Annotated in this window: 11 protein-coding genes and 2 pseudogenes; 7 read left to right on the top strand and 6 right to left on the bottom strand. The window is 65.3% G+C overall.

Annotated features, from left to right (window positions below; all coding sequences use genetic code 11):
• Positions 1-119: 119 nt before the first annotated feature.
• Entirely contained in the window at positions 120-3,563 is a 3,444-nt protein-coding gene (locus ABDW49_RS14840) for an acyl-[ACP]--phospholipid O-acyltransferase (RefSeq protein ID WP_343612786.1), read from the bottom strand.
• A gap of 287 nt (positions 3,564-3,850) precedes the next feature.
• On the opposite strand from ABDW49_RS14840, the gene ABDW49_RS14835 reads away from it, so the two are divergent.
• Positions 3,851-4,393, top strand: coding sequence for a TetR/AcrR family transcriptional regulator (locus ABDW49_RS14835; protein WP_343612785.1), 543 nt, complete (start codon positions 3,851-3,853; stop codon positions 4,391-4,393).
• A 124-nt stretch (positions 4,394-4,517) separates the two neighbouring features.
• Here ABDW49_RS14835 and ABDW49_RS14830 read toward each other — a convergent pair whose 3' ends face one another.
• The 4 genes from ABDW49_RS14830 to ABDW49_RS14815 are packed head-to-tail and all read right to left on the bottom strand — an operon-like array spanning position 4,518 to position 9,393.
• Positions 4,518-5,447 (bottom strand): Gfo/Idh/MocA family oxidoreductase, encoded by a 930-nt coding sequence (locus tag ABDW49_RS14830; RefSeq protein WP_343612784.1) that lies wholly within the window; start codon positions 5,445-5,447, stop codon positions 4,518-4,520.
• Positions 5,448-6,440, bottom strand: a complete 993-nt coding sequence (araD1, locus tag ABDW49_RS14825; RefSeq protein WP_343612783.1) for an AraD1 family protein — start codon at positions 6,438-6,440, stop codon at positions 5,448-5,450.
• Positions 6,441-6,490: 50 nt separating this feature from the next.
• Complete coding sequence (locus ABDW49_RS14820) at positions 6,491-8,017, bottom strand: aldehyde dehydrogenase (NADP(+)) (RefSeq protein ID WP_343612782.1); 1,527 nt, start codon at positions 8,015-8,017, stop codon at positions 6,491-6,493.
• Between the two features lie 56 nt (positions 8,018-8,073).
• The gene (locus ABDW49_RS14815; protein ID WP_343612781.1) at positions 8,074-9,393 is read right to left on the bottom strand and encodes a sugar MFS transporter; all 1,320 of its coding nucleotides are present in this window, start codon (positions 9,391-9,393) and stop codon (positions 8,074-8,076) included.
• Between the two features lie 156 nt (positions 9,394-9,549).
• Between ABDW49_RS14815 and ABDW49_RS14810 the strand changes: the two genes are divergently transcribed.
• The 3 genes and pseudogenes from ABDW49_RS14810 to ABDW49_RS14800 all read left to right on the top strand — a co-directional run bounded on the left by ABDW49_RS14810 (position 9,550) and on the right by ABDW49_RS14800 (position 13,491).
• Positions 9,550-10,707: an aldose epimerase family protein gene (locus ABDW49_RS14810; protein ID WP_343614311.1), complete on the top strand. Its 1,158-nt coding sequence runs from the start codon at positions 9,550-9,552 to the stop codon at positions 10,705-10,707.
• 34 nt (positions 10,708-10,741) lie between these two features.
• Positions 10,742-12,537: pseudogene (locus ABDW49_RS14805) on the top strand (IlvD/Edd family dehydratase).
• 75 nt (positions 12,538-12,612) lie between these two features.
• Positions 12,613-13,491 carry an SMP-30/gluconolactonase/LRE family protein gene (locus tag ABDW49_RS14800; protein ID WP_343612780.1) on the top strand — a complete coding sequence of 293 codons (879 nt, stop codon included), beginning with the start codon at positions 12,613-12,615 and terminating at the stop codon, positions 13,489-13,491.
• 720 nt (positions 13,492-14,211) lie between these two features.
• On the opposite strand, the gene ABDW49_RS14795 is transcribed toward ABDW49_RS14800, so the two are convergent.
• Positions 14,212-14,970, bottom strand: coding sequence for a FadR/GntR family transcriptional regulator (locus ABDW49_RS14795; RefSeq protein WP_343614309.1), 759 nt, complete (start codon positions 14,968-14,970; stop codon positions 14,212-14,214).
• A 407-nt stretch (positions 14,971-15,377) separates the two neighbouring features.
• Here ABDW49_RS14795 and ABDW49_RS14790 point away from each other — a divergent pair, with 407 nt between their 5' ends.
• The 3 genes and pseudogenes from ABDW49_RS14790 to ABDW49_RS14780 form a co-directional block, all read left to right on the top strand.
• A complete protein-coding gene (locus tag ABDW49_RS14790; RefSeq protein WP_343614306.1) occupies positions 15,378-16,898 on the top strand; it encodes an alpha-L-arabinofuranosidase C-terminal domain-containing protein in 1,521 nt (506 codons plus the stop codon).
• A gap of 8 nt (positions 16,899-16,906) precedes the next feature.
• The gene (locus ABDW49_RS14785) at positions 16,907-17,935 is read left to right on the top strand and encodes an arabinan endo-1,5-alpha-L-arabinosidase (protein WP_343612779.1); all 1,029 of its coding nucleotides are present in this window, start codon (positions 16,907-16,909) and stop codon (positions 17,933-17,935) included.
• Positions 17,936-18,030: 95 nt separating this feature from the next.
• Positions 18,031-18,957, top strand: a pseudogene (locus tag ABDW49_RS14780) (glycoside hydrolase family 43 protein); the annotation flags it as partial.
• Positions 18,958-19,085 lie beyond the last annotated feature (128 nt).

Raw genomic sequence — 19,085 nt, 5'->3', positions numbered from 1 at the left:
CAAGGCTAATGTGAAATTGATCGATGTGCAATTAAAATTACACGGTGTTTAATTTTGGCTTCCGAAGCAGCGGGCCGGAATGCCGCATGGCGGCGGCATCCAGACCCGGTGCTTGACCCTCAGGCGGGCTCGTCCTCGCTTTCGGCTTCGTCGGAGGGGGTGATGGGGCTGGACTGCGCCATCTCGCCCAAGGTCATGTAATCCACCTTGCCGGTGCCCAGCACAGGCAGTTCGGCCATGACGCGGATGTCGCGGGGGATCATCAACTCGGTGGCGCCATGCAGGCGGCCCCATTGCTGAAGATCGCGCGCCTGAGCGCCGGGGCAGGTGGTGAAGAGCACCAGCACCTCACCCTTCTTGGGATCGGGGCGGGTCACCACGGCATGGGCAAAGCCGGGCCAGCACTGGGCGGCATAGCCTTCCACGGCGGGCAGGCTGACCATCTCGCCGCCGATCTTGGCAAAGCGCTTGGCGCGGCCCCGGATAGTGATGAAGCCGTCACTGTCCAGCGTGACGATATCGCCCGTGTCGTGCCAACCTTCCACCGGCGGTTGCAGCACGCCCGGAGCGCTGGCCAGCATATAGCCCGCCATCACATTGGGGCCGCGCACATAAAGGCGCGCGCCTTCGGTGATGCCGGGAACGGGCTCCAGCCGGGCCTCTATGCCGGGCAGCAGGCGGCCCACGGTGCCGGCCTGAAAATGCATCGGCGTGTTCACCGCGATCACGGGCGCGCATTCGGTGGCGCCATAGCCTTCCATGATGCGCAGGCCGAACTTGTCGGCATAGGTCTTGCGGGTTTCGTCGCGCACCTTCTCGGCGCCCGCGAAGATGTAGCGCAGCGCGTAGAAATCATAGCCATGCGCCATGCGGGCATAGCCCGAGAGGAAAGTGTCTGTGCCGAACATGATCGTGGCATTGGCGTCATAGGCCAGCGCCGGAACGATGCGGTAATGCAGTGGGCTGGGATACATCACCGTTCGAATGCCGTTGAGCAGCGGCAGCAGCGTGCCCCCTGTCAGGCCAAAAGAATGGAACACCGGCAGGGCATTGAGCACCACATCGTTCGAGTTGAAGTCGATGCGCGCCGCCAATTGTGCCAGATTGGAGAGCAGGTTGCGGTGGCTGAGCACCACGCCCTTGGGCACGCCCTCCGAGCCGGAGGTGAAGAGGATCACCGCCGAGGCGTCCGGGCTGATCGCCAGCTTTTCATGGCGCTTGGCGCTGCCTTTCACCGTCAGCAGGGCCCAGAGCTTTTCCAAGCTGCCGATGGTGGTGGCCAGATCCTCCAGATAGACAATGCGCAGGCCGTCCTCTTCCAGCGCAGCCACAATATCGGTCAGCTTGGCCTGCTCGACAAAGGCGCGGGCGGTCACGATGCTGCGGATGCCGGCCGTGGCGCAAGCCGAGCGCATATTGGCCAGACCCACGGTAAAATTCAGCATGGCAGGTACGCGCCCGATGGCCTGCAAGGCAAAGAAGCCCACCACCGCGCCATTCACATTGGGCAGCAGCACGCCGACCGCCTCGCCTTCCGCCGTACCCTGCGCCAGACGCTTGCCCAGCAGGCGGGTGCCCACCAGCATGCGGTCATAGGAGAGCGGTTCGCGCTTCACGTCCTCCAGCACCTTGGCCTTGCCGCCATGGATGGCGTGCGCCTCGCAAAGGGCCGAGAACAGCGTGCGGTCGGTGTGCGAGGTGGCGAAGATCATCCCGCTCATCTCGTCATAGAGGCGTCGTCCGGCGATGGCGCGGCGGGCGCGGGCGCTCATCTCGCCCTCGATGTGGAAGCGGCGAGGGGGCAGCACGGTGATCGTTACCTTGGGGAACCAGCGCAGCCGCAGCTTGCCGCGCAGCTTGCTGAAAGGTGTGTATTGCGGCCCGTCGAGGCGGATCGGGATGATCGGCGCATCGGCGCGGTCGGCCACCATGCCGGGGCCGTCGAAGACCTTCATCAGCGCGCCGGTGACGGTGATGCGCCCCTCGGGGAAGATCACCAGCGTGTTGCCCTCGCGCACGGTCTTGACCATCGCCTTGGCCGACATGGGGTTGGTGGGGTCGACCGGGAAGGCGGTGAAGAGTTTAAGGAAAGGCTTGATCCACCAGCTTCTGGCGATAGCGGTGTGCACCGCGAAGGTGGCCTTGCCGGGCAGGAAGGCGCCCAGCAGCACGCCGTCGAGGAAGGAGAGGTGGTTGACCACCACCACGGCGCGTTCGCCCGCGCGGGGCATATGCTCGACGCCTTTCAGCTCGACGCGGTAAAGGACGCGCAGCACCAGCCGGATCGTATCCTTGAACAGCGTTTCAGGCAGCAGCCAGATGCTGACAAGCGCCACCACCAGTGTGGCAAAGCCCAGCACGCCGATCAGATCGGGCACATCGACCCCGGCGGCCAGCAGGGCGGTGACCACCAGAACCGCCAGCACAGTGATCGCGGCGTTGACGATGTTGTTGGCGGCGATCACGCGGGAGCATTCACCCTCGGGGCTGTGCACCTGAATGATGGCATAGAGCGGCACGATGAACATGCCGCCGGAAAAGGCGATGACCCCCAGCGCGATCAGGATCGACCACGAGCCGGGTGTCGCCATGAACTGGTGGAGGCTGGCGCCTGCCACCTGCACCTCGAACCCGTTGGTGGCCAGCCACAGGCCGATCAGCCCAAGCGCCAGACCCAGAGCGGAGAGGGGGACGTAACGTGCCGAAACCTCGCCCTTCTGAAGCATGTTGACCACCAGAGCACCCGCCGCGACGGCCAGCGAGAAGACAATCAAAAAGACGGTGGCGACATCCTGCCTGGCTGCCAGCGTACCCGAGACCAGCGGCGCAAATTCGGAGACCAGCACCGCGCCTACCGCGAAGAACCAGCTTGTGCCCAGAATGGCCAGCCATACGCCGCGCCCTTCATGGGCCATGCTCAGGATGCGCCAGGTGCTGCGCGCCACGTTCCAGTCGATAGGCTCGCCCTTGCCTGAGGGCGGGGCGGAGGGCACGGCGAGGCTGGCGACGAAGCCCAGCACGGCCAAGCCGACCAGCGTGATGCCGGCGGTCGCATGCGGGATCACGCCCGCCAGCAGTTGCCCGCCAAGGATGGCGAGGAAGGTGCCGCCCTCGATCACGCCGGTGCCGCCCATGATCTCGTCCTTGCCCAGATGCTGGGGCAGGATCGAATATTTCACCGGGCCGAACAGGGTGGAATGCAGCCCCATCGCGAACAGCGTGGTCAGCAGCACCGGCACCGACTGCTGCCAGAAGCCCAGCAGGGCCACGGCCATGATCGCCACCTCGGCGCCCTTGATCCAGCGGATGAGGTGGGATTTGTCGATGCGGTCGGCGATCTGGCCGCCCAGCGCGGAGAACAGGAAATAGGGCAGAATGAAAAGGCCGGTGGCCACCGCCGCCAGCATCTTGGCTTTGTCCGGCGCGTTGGCATAAAGCCCGAAATTGGCGAGGAACAACATCGCGAATTTGAGCAGATTGTCGTTGAACGCGCCCAGGAACTGCACGAGGAAAATCGGTCCGAACCGGCGCCTGACAAGCAGCGAAAGTTGGGGGGATGACATCGTGCTGGTTCCTTCAATCGCAAGAGGAAGACGATTTGGGCGATGTGTCGTTAATATTCGGTGGGATGGCAAATTTTTACATGAATTGAGCGATACGATGCCTTGCGGGTTAGCGCAGGGATCATGCCGTCGAATCAACCATGAACGCATGATCTCACGGAATTGATCGTCGTTCAATAAAATAAATGATCGATGTTCATTTAACCTCTTGCCTCGCCTGCGCGGGGCTGGCACATCCTTGCGCCATGGGACGCAGATCGGATCACACGCGAGGCGAATTGCGCGAGATGATCGTGCATGAAGGCCACCGCCAGCTTTCACAGGTGGGCTTTGCCCATTTCTCCGCGCGGGAAGTGGCCAAACGGATCGGCTATTCGATCGGCACGCTCTACAACGTCTTTGGCAGCTATGACGGGCTGATGCTGGCGATCAACGGCCGCACGCTCGATCTGTGGCGCGATCATCTGCGCGCCGGGCTTGAGGCGGCGCAGGGGAGCCGGTTGCAGGCGGCGATCACCGCCTATTTCGATTTCGCCACCCATCATCGTCACAGTTGGGCTGCGCTTTATGATTTCCGCCTGCCCGAGGGCGAGCCGATCCCGGATTTTTACGCCGAAAAAGTGAAGGCGATCATTGGCATCGTGGTGGCCGAGGTGGCTGCCGCTCTGCCGTCAGAGCGTCTTGGCGAGGCTGAACCCCTGGCGCTGTCGCTGCTGGCCACGGTGCATGGGCATTGTTTTTTCACACTGAACGGCACCTTCCACTTGCTGGGCGAGGAAGATCCGCTGGGCGCCGCTCTGGCGCGCGTGAATGAGGCGATCAGGGGTTAGAGCATCGCGCGAAAAAGTGGGAACCGGTTTTTCGCAAAGAGCGGTGCGACAACAAAAATCGCAAACCGGCCGCTCGCGCCGAGGGATGGTACGAGCGGCCGGACACCTGCCATGAAGAGCAGGCTTACTCGACGAAGGCCTCGGTGGCCTCGCGCTTGCCGCGCAGGAAGGCATCGGCCACCAGTCGCAGCGGCGCGATATCGACATCGCTACGCCCATCCTTCACCAGCTGCGCGAAGCGGGCATAAAGGCCGGGATATTCCTCATCCTTATGCACTTCGTCGCTGCCATCGGGCAGGGTCAGCACGGCGCCGCCCTTGGCGAGCTTCAGCGCACCGGCATCGGTTTCGACGATGATGTCCCAGCTCTGCGGGCCAGTCTGGCGCCAGTCGAGATCCATATGGATCGGCGCGCCGTTGGTGTCCGTGAAAGAGAGATCGGCGGCGATGGGGGCCTGACGGTTCTCGGGGATGGTCAGCGTGGCGCCCTTCAGAAAGAAGGGGCGCGGCAGGATATGCGTCGCGATGGAGAGCGCATTGATGCCCGGATCGAAGACGCCCAGACCATCGCTCTCCCAGATCCAGTCCTGACCGGGATGCCAGACGCGTACATCCTCGCGCCAGATGATCTTGGCCGACTTGATCTTGCGCCCGGCCAGCCAAGCCTTGGCCGGGGCGACACCCGCCGCATAGCGCGAATGCCAGGAAGCAAACAGCGAGGCCCCCGAAGCGTCGGCCTGATCGCTCAGCACCGCCACCTCGGCCAGCGTGGCGCCGGGCGGCTTTTCGAGGAAGGTGTGGACGCCCTTGCTCAGCGCCAGCGCGGCCAGATCGTACCGCACCTGAGGCGGGGTGCAGAGCGCCACCGCATCGACCGGCGTGTCGCTCTGCAGCAGCTCCTCAAGGCTGCGGAAGTTCGGCACGCCCTCAAGGGGCGTGCCGCGCGGGCTGACCGTGGCGGCCAGCGTGAAGGCATCGTTGCCCGCGATGGCAGGCAGATGCTGGTCGCGGGCGATCTTGCCGAGGCCCACGATGGCGATACGGATCGGGCTCATTTACAGCGCCTTGACCGCCACGGTGACGGCTTCCGCGCGCGTCAGCCCATTGGCCAGCGGCAGGGTGAAGGGCGCGGCGGCGATTTCAAACACATCGCCTTCCTGCGTGGCCACATCGTCGCTGAAGGACAGGGTGGCGGTGCCGAAGAAATGGACGTGAATGTCGCCGGGGTTGCGGAACAGCTCATATTTGAAGTGATGATGCTCCAGATTGGCGATTGAGTGCGACATGTTCGCCTCGCCCGAGAGGAAGGGCTTTTCCCAGATCACGGCGCCATCGCGGCGGATCAGGCTGGTGCCGCGCACGTCATCAGGCGTCTCGTCGATCAGCAGCTCGGCGCCCAGCGAGGCCTGACGCAGCTTGGAATGGGCCAGCCAGAGGTAGTTGTGACGCTCGGTGATATGGTCCGAGAACTCATTGGCCAGCGCGAAGCCGAGGCGGAAAGGCGTGCCATCCGCGCTGATCAGATAGATGCCAGCCAGCTCGGGCTCCTCGCCGCCATCCTGAGCGAAGGCGGGCATGGTGAAGGCTTCGCCGGGCGCCACCAGACCGAAGCCATTGCCCTTGTAGAACCACTCTGGCTGCTGGCCCACGGCGCCAGCGGCGGGCTTGCCGCCTTCCAGCCCTTCAAGGAACATGCGCATGGAGTCGGTCAGCTTTTCACCGGCGGCGGCGGCGGCATGCATCTTGTTGCGGCCCTCGGCCGAACCCAGATGCGTCAGGCCGGTGCCGGTCATCAGCAGGTGAGCCGGATCGGCGTGGTCGATGGGGGCGAGCAGATTGCCGGCGGCCAGTTCGGCGGCAATGTCCACAGCGATGCCCTTGGCGGCAGCGCGGGCAGCGGCGGCCAGCGAGATCCCCTGCGCGATGGCGCTTTCAGCCAGCTCGCGGGTGGTGGTGACGCCGATCAGGAAATGGGCTGTGTCGCCATCGGCAAAGATCACGGAACGCGCGCCGTTTTCGGCGCGATGCTGCAACAAACGAAGGGCCATGAACTGTCTCCCGGCCCCGCCATGTGTCCCGGCGGGGCGTGTGTTTCAAATCAGAGGGTGAGCGCGCCGTCGATCAGGCGAGGGGCGCCATCGCCCTTGGCCTCGTCGCGCAATTCGGCGGGCAGCACCGCGCCGGGCAGGTTCTGATAGCTGACCGGGCGCAGGAAGCGGTCGATCGCCAGCGTGCCCACCGAGGTTGTCCGCGAATCCGAGGTGGCGGGGAAGGGGCCGCCATGCACCATGGCATGGGCCACCTCGACGCCGGTGGGCCAGCCATTGGCCAGAATGCGCCCGACCTTGCGCTCCAGAATGGGCAGCAGGTCGGCGGCCAGCGCCTCATCGGCGTCATCGAGATGCAGCGTGGCGGTCAACTGGCCTTCGAGGCCGCGCAGCACCTGCGCCAGTTCCTCGGCATCGACGCAGCGCACCAGAATGGAGGAGGCACCGAAGACCTCATGCGCCATCGCCGGATTGGCGAGGAAAGCCTGAGCGCCGGTCTGGAAGAAGATGGCGCCGCCGGTCTGCGTGTCGCCCGGTGTGCCCTTGGCCAGCGTCTCGACATCATTCTGACCGGCCAGCGCATCGACGCCCTTGTGATAGGCAGCAGCAATGCCGGTGGTCAGCATGACCTGGGCGGGGGCATCGGTGACGCCCTTGGTGGCGGTCTCGATGAAGGCGTCCAGCCCTTCACCTTCAATCGCCAGCAGCAGGCCGGGGTTGGTGCAGAACTGGCCCGCGCCAATCGTCAGCGAACCGGCAAAGGCCGTGCCCAGCGCTCCGCCGCGCGAAGCCAGTGCCGAGGGCAGCAGAAGCACGGGATTGATGCTCGACATTTCGGCATAGACCGGGATCGGCACCTCACGGGCCTGAGCCAGACGGGTCAGCGCCAGACCGCCAAAGCGCGAGCCGGTGAAGCCCACTGCCGCGATGCGCGGGTCCTGCACCAGCGTGGCGCCCAGCTCATTCGAGGGGCCGACCAGATGGCCGAACACGCCCTCGGGCAGGCCGCAGCTCTTGACCGCCGCCGCAATCGCCGAGGCGACCAGCGCGCCGGTCTCGGGGTGAGCGGGATGGCCCTTGACCACCACCGGGCAACCGGCGGCCAGCGCCGAGGCGGTGTCGCCCCCCGCCGTCGAGAAGGCCAGCGGGAAGTTGGAGGCGCCGAACACCGCCACCGGGCCCACCGGGATCATGCGCAGGCGCAGATCGGGGCGGGGCAGCGGCTGGCGCTCGGGCAGGGCCGGATCGATGCGCAGACCCTGCCAGCCACCCTGACGCACCACCTGCGCGAAGAGGCGAAGCTGGCCCACGGTGCGGCCACGCTCGCCCTCGAGGCGGGGGCGGGGCAGGCCGCTTTCGGCCATGGCGGCCTCGATCAGCGCGTCGCCCAGATCGAGGATGTTCCGGGCGATGGTTTCGAGGAACGCCGCACGCTCCTCGCGCGAGGTGGCGCGGTAGGTGTCGAAGGCCGCCTCTGCCGCAGCGCAGGCCGTCGCCACATCCTGAGCGGTGTGAGTCGCGAGGTCGGGGCCTCGCGGCTCGCCCGTGGCGGCGGCGATGGAACGGAATGCGGTCATGACGGTCTCCGAAAGGGTGGGTGTTGGATATTAGTAGGAGTAAATAGCGGGCCCGTCTAGCCCGCTTCTGCTTCCACCTGCACATCGGGCAGCGCATGGGTGGGGCGCGAACCCCACAGCGCATAGAACAGCGTGTAAAGCTCGCAGGCGGCGGTCAGCAGGAAGGAGTTCTGCAGGCCGAAGGTGTCGGCCAGCCAGCCCTGCACCACCACCAGAGCGCCACCGGCGATCGCCATGATCAGCAGGCCCGAGCCTTCCTCGGTGAGCGGACCAAGGCCCTTGATGCCCAGCGTGAAGATGGTGGGGAACATGATCGAGTGGAACAGCCCCACCAGGATCAGCGACCACATCGCCACGGGGCCGGTGGTGAAGACGGTGACCATCATCACGATAAAGGCACCCACCGAGAAGGCCGCCAGCACCAGATCGGCGCGCATCTTCTGCATCACCGCCGAGCCGACGAAGCGGCCCACCATCATGCCGCCCCACAGGAAGGACAGGTAACGCCCGGCCTCTTCATGGGTGAGGTTGGCGATGGTCGGCTGGCTGACGAAATTGACGAAGAGATTGGCGACGCCGATCTCCGCGATCAGATAGATGAAGATCGCGGGCACGCCGAAGACCAGATTGCGGTGCTTCCACAAGGAATGTCCCGCGCGCTCCTCGGCCGCAAGGCGCTGGTTCGACTGGCCCATGGCAGGCAGCGGGAAGCGCAGCAGGATCACCGCCAGCACCACCAGCACCACGGCTACCAGCCCATAAGGCAGGATCACCGAATGGGCATCGGCCAGACGCTCGGCATGGGTGAGGGTGGCCTCGCCGGTGGCGGTGCCGCTCTTGGAGCGACCCAGGATCAGATAGGCGCCGAACATCGGGGCCAGCATGGTGCCCGCCGAATTGAGCGCCTGCACCAGATTGAGGCGCGAGGAGGCCGTCTCCGGCTTGCCCACCACCGCGACGTAAGGATTAGCCGCGACCTGAAGCAGGGTGATGCCGCAGGCAATCACGAACAGCATCACCAGCGTCACCCCATAAGACGGGATCGAGGCCGCCAGCATCATGCCCAGCGCGCCCGCCGCCATGATGCACAGGCCGACCACCAGCGAATGCTTGTAACCGATCTTCTCGATCAGCTTGGCCGAGGGGATCGAGGCCACGAAATAGGCGATGAACCAGACCGACTCGATCAAGGTCGTCTGGGTATAGGTCAGTTCGAACACGCTGCGCAGATGCGGCAGCAGCGTGTTGTTGATGACCGTGATGAAGCCCCACATGAAAAACAGCGTCGCCAGCAGCGACAGCGCGGGGCCATAGCGAGTGCCTGAATCCGCTGGCGCAACGGCCCGGATGGAGGCGGACGAGACAGGAGGCGCCATGGAAATCCTCTCGGGTGGTCTGGCCGGTTGCTGTCGCGTGGCATACCGGCTTGCGTTTCTTATATTTGTCGGACTATAGGGTGTTGGTGGCGCCGTCAATGGGCCAGGAGCCATTCCAACACATTCCGGCCGGGCGTAAAAGTAGGGAGAAAGATGATGATGGGCCTGCAAGCCAAAAGCTTGATCCGGCAGGGTTTCCTTCTTGGTGCTCTGTTCTCGTCCACCTGCGGCGCGGCCTATGCCGCCGATGCCACGCAGGAAAACGCCGGCAAGCTGGCCGATGGCACGCAAACCTATGCGATCACGCTGAAGGCCGCCAATGGCGTCTCGGCGCGCATCCTGTCCTATGGCGCGACGCTGCAGTCGCTGATCGGCCCCGACCGCAAGGGCGTGAAGGCCGATGTGCTGCTGGGCTATGACGATCTGGCGGGCTACGTCGATCACCCCAACTATTTCGGCGCCACCGTGGGCCGCTATGCCAACCGCATCGCCGACGGGCGCTTCTCGCTGGATGGCAAGACCTATCAGCTCCCCCAGAACGACCATGGCCAGTCGCTGCATGGCGGCGGCAAGGGCTTTGACAAGCAGCCGTGGAAGGTCGTCTCGGTCACCTCGGGCCCGGTGGCGAAGCTGGTGCTCAGCCATGTCAGCCCCGATGGCGATTCGGGTTACCCCGGCAATCTGACCGCGACCGTCACCTATACGCTCGATGAAAAGGGCGATCTGGGCATCACCTTCGAGGCGACCACCGACAAGCCGACTGTGGTCAACATGACCAACCACGCCATCTTCAATCTGGCGGGCGAGGGCAGTGTCGGCGGCGCGATGGACCATCGTTTGACCGTCCCCGCCGCCGCCTATACGCCGGTCAATGCCACGCTGATCCCCACCGGCGAGAAGCGCCCGGTGGCGGGCACGGTCTTCGATTTCACCAAGGGCCGCCGCTTCGCCGATGGCCTGCGCGATGGCAAGGATCAGCAGATCGTCTATGGCCGCGGCTACGATCACAACTTCGCGCTCGACAAGGGGCTGACCGCCACGCCGCAGCTTGCCGCGCGGCTGGAAGACCCCGCCTCGGGCCGCGTGCTGGAGGTGCTGACCACCGAGCCGGGCGTGCAGGTCTACACCGGCAATTTCCTCGACGGCACGCTGATCGGCAAGCAGGGCCATCTCTATCGCATGGGCGACGGCATTGCGCTGGAGCCGCAGAAATTCCCCGACTCTCCCAACCACCCCGACTTCGCTTCCACGCGCGTCGATCCCGGCAAGCCTTACCGGCATGCGATGATCTACCGCCTCACCGTTTCGCGCTGAACCCACTGGCGCTGACCCGCATACCGAGAGACCCATGACCGACAAGCAACCCACCAAGCTTCGCAGCCGCGCCTGGTTCGACAACCCCGAAAACATCGACATGACCTCGCTCTATCTGGAGCGTTACCTCAACTTCGGCCTCAGCCTTGAGGAGCTGCGCAGCGGCAAGCCGATCATCGGCATCGCCCAGACCGGCAGCGACCTGTCGCCCTGCAACCGCCACCACCTCGTGCTGGCCGAGCGCATCCGCGAGGGCATTCGCGAACAGGGCGGCATCGCGCTGGAATTCCCGGTCCACCCCATTCAGGAAACCGGCAAGCGCCCCACCGCCGGGCTCGACCGCAATCTGGCCTATCTCGCGCTGGTCGAGGCGATGTATGGCTACCCGCTCGACGGCGTGGTGCTGACCACCGGCTGCGACAAGACCACCCCGGCGCTGCTGATGGCGGCGGCCACGGTCAACATTCCGGCCATCGCTCTGTCGGTGGGCCCGATGCTCAACGGCTGGCACAAGGGCGAGCGCACCGGCAGCGGCACCATCGTGTGGAAGGGCCGCCAGATGCTGGCCGCCGGCGAGATCGACGATGAGGGCTTCATCAAGCTGGTGGCCTCCTCGGCGCCCAGCACCGGCTATTGCAACACCATGGGCACGGCCACCACGATGAACTCGCTGGCCGAGGCGCTGGGCATGATGCTGCCCGGCAGCGCGGCCATCCCCGCCCCCTACCGCGACCGTCAGGAATGCGCATGGCGCACCGGCAAGCGTATTGTCGACATGGTGCGTGAGGATCTGAAACCCTCCGACATCCTGACGCTGGACGCCTTCCACAACGCCATCGTCGTCAACTCGGCGATCGGCGGCAGCACCAATGGCCGATCCATCTGGCCGCCATCGCGCGCCATATCGGCGTCGACCTGCCGCTGACCGACTGGCAGGATCTGGGCCATAAGGTGCCGCTGCTGGTGAACCTGCAGCCTGCCGGCGAATATCTGGGCGAGGATTACTACCGCGCGGGCGGCGTGCCTGCCGTGGTCGCCCAGCTGATGGGTCAGGGCCTGATCCGCGAGGGCGCGATCACCGTCAACGGCCAGACCATGGGCGACAATTGCCGCGATGCCACCATCGAGGACGAGAAGGTCATCTTCCCCTTCGAAAAGCCCTTCAAGGAAGAGGCCGGTTTCCTCGTGCTGAGCGGCAATCTCTTCGATGCCGCGATCATGAAGACCAGCGTGATCTCGGATGAGTTCCGCGCCCGCTACCTCTCCAACCCCAACGACCCCGAAGCCTTCGAAGGCCCCGCCGTGGTCTTCGACGGGCCGGAGGACTACCACCATCGCATCGATGACCCCGCCGTCGGCATCACCCCCGAAACGCTGATGTTCATGCGCGGCGCGGGCCCCATCGGCTACCCCGGTGCCGCCGAGGTGGTGAACATGCGCCCGCCCGCCTATCTCATCACCGAGGGCGTCGGCGCTCTGCCCTGCATCGGCGATGGGCGCCAGTCGGGCACCTCGGGCAGCCCCTCGATCCTCAACGCCTCGCCCGAGGCGGCGGCGATGGGCGGTCTGGCCCTGCTGGAAACCGGCGACCGGGTGCGCATCGACCTGCGCAAGGGCACCGTCAATGTGCTGATTTCCGATGAGGAACTGGCCGAACGCCGCAACGCCCTGGCGGCCAAGGGCGGCTTCCCCTATCCCGCCAGCCAGACGCCCTGGCAGGAAATCCAGCGCAATCTGGTCGGCCAGATGAACACCGGCGCCATTCTGGAAGGCTCCGAAAAGTACCAGCGCATCGCCCAGACCATGGGCCTGCCGCGCGACAACCACTAAGCCCTGTGCCAAACCGGAGCGGTTGGCCCGAGTCCATCGGGCCAGCCGCTTCGCGCATAAAAGAGGATGACGACCATGAGCACGGTGCGGACAAAGGTGCGACAAATCGCCCGCGACACACGCGACACGTTGGGCGAGGGCGCCCTGTGGTGCGCGCGCGACGGGGCCTTCTACTGGGTCGATATCCTCGCCCCCGCGCTCAACCGCCTGACCTTGGCCACCGGCCAGATCGAGCGTTTCGCCATGCCCGAACCCCTCGGCTGGGTGGTGGAGCATACGCAAGGCGGCTTCGTCGGCGGCTTCCGCAGCGGCATCGCCCGCATCACGCTTGACCCGCTCGCTATCGGCCCCCGCTCCGGCCCCGAGCCCCATCTGCCCGACAACCGCATGAACGACGGCAAGGCCGATTCCACCGGCGCCATCTGGTGCGGCACCATGGACATGACCGAGCAGCAGCAAAGCGGCTCGCTCTACCGCCTCTCGCCCGAGGGCACATGGAACCGGATCGACACCGACTACGGCGTGCCCAACGGCCCCGGCCTCTCGCCCTGTGGCCAGTGGCTCTACCACGCCGACAGCAGCAAGCGCCTGATCTACCGCTTCGCCCGCCATGAAAGCGGCGCGGCAAAGCGCGAAGCCTTCATCCAGTTCACCGAGGCCGACGGCTACCCCGATGGCATGAACTGCGACGCCGAGGGCTTCCTCTGGGTCGCCCACTGGGATGGCGGCCGCATCAGCCGCTTCGATCCCGAGGGGCGTCTGGAGCGCAGCATCACCCTGCCCGCCCGCCGCATCACCAACATGGCCTTCGCGGGCGAGGGGCTGGACCGGCTCTTCGTCACTTCCGCCGCCATCGGCCTGCCGGAGAGCGAGCATGACGGTGCTTTGTTCGAGGTGGATACGGGAGGGATTCGCGGGAATCCGTCGCATGCCTATGCGGGGGTAGTGGGTTAAATTAAAAAGAGAAATGCGAGGGGGTTACCCCCTCGCGCTCCCATGACGTCTCCCGACGCAAGCTTGGGAGATGTTGAAAGCACCGCGTTCGATCTCGCCCTTGCGCTGATATCCTACAACGAACGGCAAAGGCTTGCGCCATGCCGCGCTCATCTTCGCAAAATGGCTCCAGCAGCATACGGCGAAAAGGGCCGATGCGGACACGCGCCCATGGTCGGACGGGCGTCAGGGCACGCCTACAGTCGCGAATGGCCGGATGAGGGCGCCCCCACAAACTCCGGCTCGGCCCTGCGTCTTCGGCGAGGGCGGGCACGGGCTCGCATATGAGCCGCCTCTCGTAAATTCCGAAGCGTGGGGGAGGCGTCGCGGAAGTCTTCCGGCTGCTCACCGTCCGATCCCGTGCCGCATCGGCCCTGTGGTTGGATATAGCCTGGCCTGGGCTGATCCAATCGAGGTTTCTATAACCATATGGGTTAAATGTCAAGATGGGGAGGTATGCCTCCGGCGGGCAAAGGGCCATCGCCCTTTGCAATCCCTTTATTGTCTACCTCGCGCCAAGGGCTCGACCTTGCGCAAAAATCAAAGCGCCGCAGGCTCTTAAATCTCTGGCACAGTGCCATCGATTTTAGAGCCTGCGGCGCTCAGAACCCGTGCCTAACCGATAGGTTGTGCGCAAACATAGACATTCATGGGAGCGCGAGGGGGTAACCCCCTCGCATTTTAATCTTCCTGCTGCCCCTTCATGGCCTGACTCATTTCCTCCCGCGTATCTTCCAGAGCGAGATCGACGAGGAAGCGCATCGCCGCCGCCGCCGCATCGCCATCACCGGCGGCAATCGCGTCATAAACCTTGGCGTGATCGGGGATCGGATTACGCGGCAGGGCTCGCGACCGCTGCTTGTACTGCGTCGTCCAGTGCACCGCCGAGCCGATCGAGGCCGACAGCACGATCAGCGCATCGTTACGGGTGGCGCGCAGGATGGCATCGTGGAAATCGCGGTCGGCGGCGCGCCCGGCGTCGGTGGCCAGCGTGTGGCGGCGCATCGCGGAGAGGGCGTCCTTCATGGCGCGCAGGTCCTCGCGGTCGCGGCGCTCGGCGGCGAGGCGGGCGGCGCCGGGCTCGACGATGGCGCGCAGTTCGAAAATGCCGCGCACGAAGGAGGGGTCGGGCTCGCCGGAGAAGGCCCAGGCGAGGACATCCGGGTCGAGCAGGTTCCAGCGGGTGCGGGGCAGCACGCGGGTGCCGGCCTTGGGGCGGCTTTCGACGAGGCCTTTGGCCGCCAGCACCTGCATCGCCTCGCGGAAGGCGCCGCGCGAAACGTCGAGCGCCTCGGAAAATTCGACCTCGCTGGAGAGCACGGTGCCCGGCGCATAGACGCCCGAGACGATGTCGGTCCCCAGCTTGTAGGCGATGGCGCCATGCAGCCGCCGCCCGGTTCCGCGCTTGGGCTTGGGCGTTTCGGGCTGCACATCTTGGATGGTGGAGGGCGACTGTTTTGCGGTGTCGTCGGACTGGCTCAATGTGCTTCTCTCGTGATCTGGTGTCACCATAGCCAAAACAGCGTTTGCCATCGAGAAAAATCTCAATTAAGTAGGAGTAATTGATAGATTGATGAATTCGAGGGGCTTGAGTGACGCCCATCGCCTTTCAGGCCCGGATTTTCGCGCAACATGCGAGGATCGGGCGAAGCGCGATGGATGATTCTGGACTGTAGCAATCATGACCCGGCCCGCATCCGCGATGCGCGGGGCAGGTTTTGCTGCGCTCCGCTTCCTCTCGAAGGGCGATCCGCGCCCGGATAAAGATCGAACTATTGGGAGTCGATATGGTGATGGTCAGGCGTATGATGGCGGCGGCTCTGCTGCTGTCGGTTTCTTGCGGTGCGATGCAGGCGGCAGCGAAGGAGGCAGGGGCGCAGGCTCCGGCGGCTCAGCCAGCCACGGCGACGCTGGAGGCCGACCACCCCGGCGCCACCTATGACCGCCATATCTTCACCCAGTTCGCCGAGCATCTGGGCACCGGCATCTATGGCGGGCTCTGGGTCGGCACGGATTCTGCCATCCCCAACACGCGCGGCTTCCGCAATGACGTGGTGGGGGCGCTGCGGGCGCTCAAGGTGCCGATGGTGCGCTGGCCGGGCGGCTGCTTTGCCGACGAATATCACTGGCGCGAAGGCATCGGCGATCCCACCAAGCGCCCGGTCAAGGTCAACACCCATTGGGGCGGCGTGACCGAGCCCAACCGCGTGGGCACGCATGAATATATGGATCTGGTCGAGCAGATCGGCGCCGAGGCCTATATTTCGGGCAATGTCGGCGACGGCACGCCGCGCGAAATGGCCGAGTGGGTCGAGTATATGACCGCGCCCGCCGGAGCGCTGGCCGATGAGCGCGCCGCCAATGGTCACAAGGCGCCCTGGGCTGTGCCCTATTTCGGCATCGGCAATGAGCTGTGGGGCTGCGGCGGCAACATGCGCGCCGAATTCGCGGCGGATGAGACGCGCCGCTACAGCACCTTCATCAAGCTGCCCGAGGGCGCGCATACGATCAAGGTCGCCTCGGGCGCCAATGTCGACGATTACGCCTGGACCGAGGCGATGATGAAGATCGCCGGAGACAAGGTCGACGGCCTCTCGCTGCATTACTACACCGTGCCCGGCCAGTGGCCGCCGCGCGCCTCGGCGACCGAGTTCGACGAGAGCGGCTGGCAGGAAACCCTGTCCGAGGCCAACCGCATCGACGATCTCATCACCCGCCACAGCGCGATCATGGACAAGTATGATCCCAAGAAGCGCATCTTCCTGGCGGTGGACGAATGGGGCACCTGGTTCGCGGGCGAAAAGGGCACCAACCCCGGCTTCCTGCACCAGCAGAACACCATGCGCGACGCGCTGGTGGCGGCGATCTCGCTCAACATCTTTGCCCATCATGCCGACCGCGTGCGGCTGACCGCCGTGGCGCAGATGGTCAATGTGCTTCAGGCGATGATCCTGACCGATGGCCCCAAGATGGTGCTGACGCCGACCTATCACGTCTTCGCGCTGTACCGCCCGTGGCAGGACGCCACCGTGCTGCCGATCAGCGTGAAGGGCCCGACTTACGGCGAGGGCAAGTGGAGTGTGCCGGGGATCAGCGCCTCGGCGGTGAAGGGCAAGGATGGCAAGGTGCATGTGGCGCTGGCCAATCTGGACCCCAACCATGCCGCGCCGCTGTCGGTGGCCTTGGAGGGCGTGAAGGCCGCGCGTGTCAGCGGCCAGATCATCACCGCCACCGCGATGAATGCGCATAATGATTTCAACGCGCCCAATGTCGTTGCGCCCGCGCCCTTCAAGGGTGCCAGCGTGGCGGGCGGGACGCTGAAGGTGACGCTGCCGGCCAAGTCGGTCGTGGTGCTGGATCTGGATTGAGGGTGGCTGTGATGCGGACCTTGCTTCTCGCCGCCTCGGCCCTGCTGGGCGCTGTGGCCACGGTTCCCGCCGTGGCCCAGAGCCCGACGCTCAACTCCCAACTGACCGGCGATCTGGTCCCCACGCATGATCCGGTGATCACGCGGGAGGGCGACACCTATTACGTCTTCGGCACCGGCGTTCCGGGTGAGGCGGGGCGCTATCTGCTCAGCCGCACCTCGAAGGATCTGGTGCATTGGACCGCCGGCAAGCCGCTGTTCGACCATATCCCCGACTGGGCGCAAAAGGCCGTGCCCGGCACCAAGGAGATGTGGGCGCCGGATATCTCCTACGTCAACGGGCGCTGGCGGCTGTATTATGCGGTCTCGACCTTTGGCGGCAACCGTTCGGCGATCGGCCTGTTCACCTCGCCCACGCTCGATCCTGCCAAGCCCGGCTATGGCTGGCGCGACGAGGGTCTGGTGCTGATGTCGCAGAATTCGGACGACTACAACGCCATCGATCCCAATGCGACGGTGGATGCGCAGGGGCGCCACTGGCTCAGCTTCGGCAGCTTCTGGACCGGGATCAAGCTGGTCGAACTCGATGCGAAAACCGGCAAGCCGCTTCACCCCGAGGCCAAGCCGATCTCCATTGCGCGCCGCCCGGCGCCCGAGGGTGCGCCCGCCCCCATCGAGGCGCCCTTTATCCTGCGCCATGGCGGGGCCTATTGGCTGTTCGCCTCCTATGATTACTGCTGCAAGGGCGTGAACAGCACCTATTACACGGTGGTGTCGCGCGCCGACAAGATCACCGGGCCCTATCTGGGCAAGGATGGCAGCGCGATGCTGCAGGGCGGCGGCACGATCTTCCTGCGCGCCGATCTGCCCGAGCAGGAGCGTTTCCGCGGCCCCGGCCATGCCGGTTTCATGCATGACAAGGATGGCACCGACATCGTGGCCTATCACGCCTATGACAAGGAGAACCACGGTGCCTCCACCCTGCGTCTGGCGCGCATCCATTGGGGCGACGACGGCTGGCCGGTGGCGGAGCGTTGATCATGCAGCGGCGTGAGATGATGGTGGGCGGCGCGCTGCTGGGCGCTGCTCTGGCCAGCGGCCCGGTGCTGGCGCGCGGGCCCCGTGACGGTATCGTCAACCCGGTGGTGAGGCAGCGCGCCGATGCGCAGGTCTTCCGCCACACCGACGGCTGGTATTACATGACCGCCTCGGTGCCCGAGTATGACCGGCTGGTGCTGCGCCGTTCGCGCACGCTGGGCGGTCTGGGCAAGGGTGAGGAGATCGTGGTCTGGCGCCGTCCGGCGTCCGGCAAGATGGCGGGCTATATCTGGGCGCCCGAGCTGCACTGGATCGACGGGGGCTGGTCCTTCTATTTCGCGGCGGGTGACGGCGACGACAAGTTCCATATCCGCACCTATGTGCTGCGCGGGCAGGGGGCTGATCCCTTCAAGGCGGCATGGGCGCTGGCGGGGCAGTTGCAGACGCCGTGGGATACGTTCACGCTCGATTCCACCAGCTTTGTGCATCAGGGGCGGCATTGGCTGGCCTGGGCGCAGAAGGAGCCGGGGATCGACACGAATTCGAACCTCTATCTGGCGCCGCTGGCCACGCCGACCACCTTCGCGCAGCCCCCGGTGCGGCTGTCGGTGCCCGAATTGCCGTGGGAAATTCGCGGCTTCAAGGTGAATGAGGCGCCTGCGGTGCTGATCCGCCATGGGCGTCTCTTCATGACCTATTCGGCCAGCGCGACCGATGCGCGTTACTGCATGGGGATGCTGACCGTGCCCGCCGATGCCGATCTGATGGACGCCAAGGTGTGGCATAAGTCGAGCGAGCCGGTGTTCGTTTCAAGTCCGACTCATCATGTCTATGGCCCCGGCCACAACAGCTTCACCGTGGATGAGGCCGGGCGCGACATGCTGGTCTATCACGCGCGCGATTATGAGGCGATCAAGGGCGATCCGCTGTTCGATCCCAACCGCCATACGCGCATCCAGCCGATCCATTACCGCCCCGATGGCACGCCCGATTTCGGGCAGCCGGTGGCCAATGGTCCGCTGATCTGATCCTATCTGATTCCATGGGGCAGGCGGCGTGATCTGCCTGCTCCATGGCAAAATCATCACAGTGCGAAGCGGGCTGAACAACGCCTGACAATAGCCCTTGACGGGCGCGGTGACCGGTGTCA

It is taken from the genome of Novosphingobium sp., assembly GCF_039595395.1.
In the GTDB taxonomy this organism is placed as follows: domain Bacteria; phylum Pseudomonadota; class Alphaproteobacteria; order Sphingomonadales; family Sphingomonadaceae; genus Novosphingobium.
Note: the sequence above shows the minus strand (reverse complement) of the source record. Positions and strands in the feature narration are given on the sequence as shown.

Excerpts from the sequence above, each read along its gene's own strand:
- ABDW49_RS14840 (WP_343612786.1), bottom strand. The coding sequence starts at position 3,563 with ATGTCATCCCCCCAACTTTCGCTGCTTGTCAGGCGCCGGTTCGGACCG.
- ABDW49_RS14835 (WP_343612785.1), top strand. The coding sequence starts at position 3,851 with ATGATCGTGCATGAAGGCCACCGCCAGCTTTCACAGGTGGGCTTTGCC.
- ABDW49_RS14830 (WP_343612784.1), bottom strand. The coding sequence starts at position 5,447 with ATGAGCCCGATCCGTATCGCCATCGTGGGCCTCGGCAAGATCGCCCGC.
- araD1 (WP_343612783.1), bottom strand. The coding sequence starts at position 6,440 with ATGGCCCTTCGTTTGTTGCAGCATCGCGCCGAAAACGGCGCGCGTTCC.
- ABDW49_RS14820 (WP_343612782.1), bottom strand. The coding sequence starts at position 8,017 with ATGACCGCATTCCGTTCCATCGCCGCCGCCACGGGCGAGCCGCGAGGC.
- ABDW49_RS14815 (WP_343612781.1), bottom strand. The coding sequence starts at position 9,393 with ATGGCGCCTCCTGTCTCGTCCGCCTCCATCCGGGCCGTTGCGCCAGCG.
- ABDW49_RS14810 (WP_343614311.1), top strand. The coding sequence starts at position 9,550 with ATGATGGGCCTGCAAGCCAAAAGCTTGATCCGGCAGGGTTTCCTTCTT.
- ABDW49_RS14800 (WP_343612780.1), top strand. The coding sequence starts at position 12,613 with ATGAGCACGGTGCGGACAAAGGTGCGACAAATCGCCCGCGACACACGC.
- ABDW49_RS14790 (WP_343614306.1), top strand. The coding sequence starts at position 15,378 with ATGCAGGCGGCAGCGAAGGAGGCAGGGGCGCAGGCTCCGGCGGCTCAG.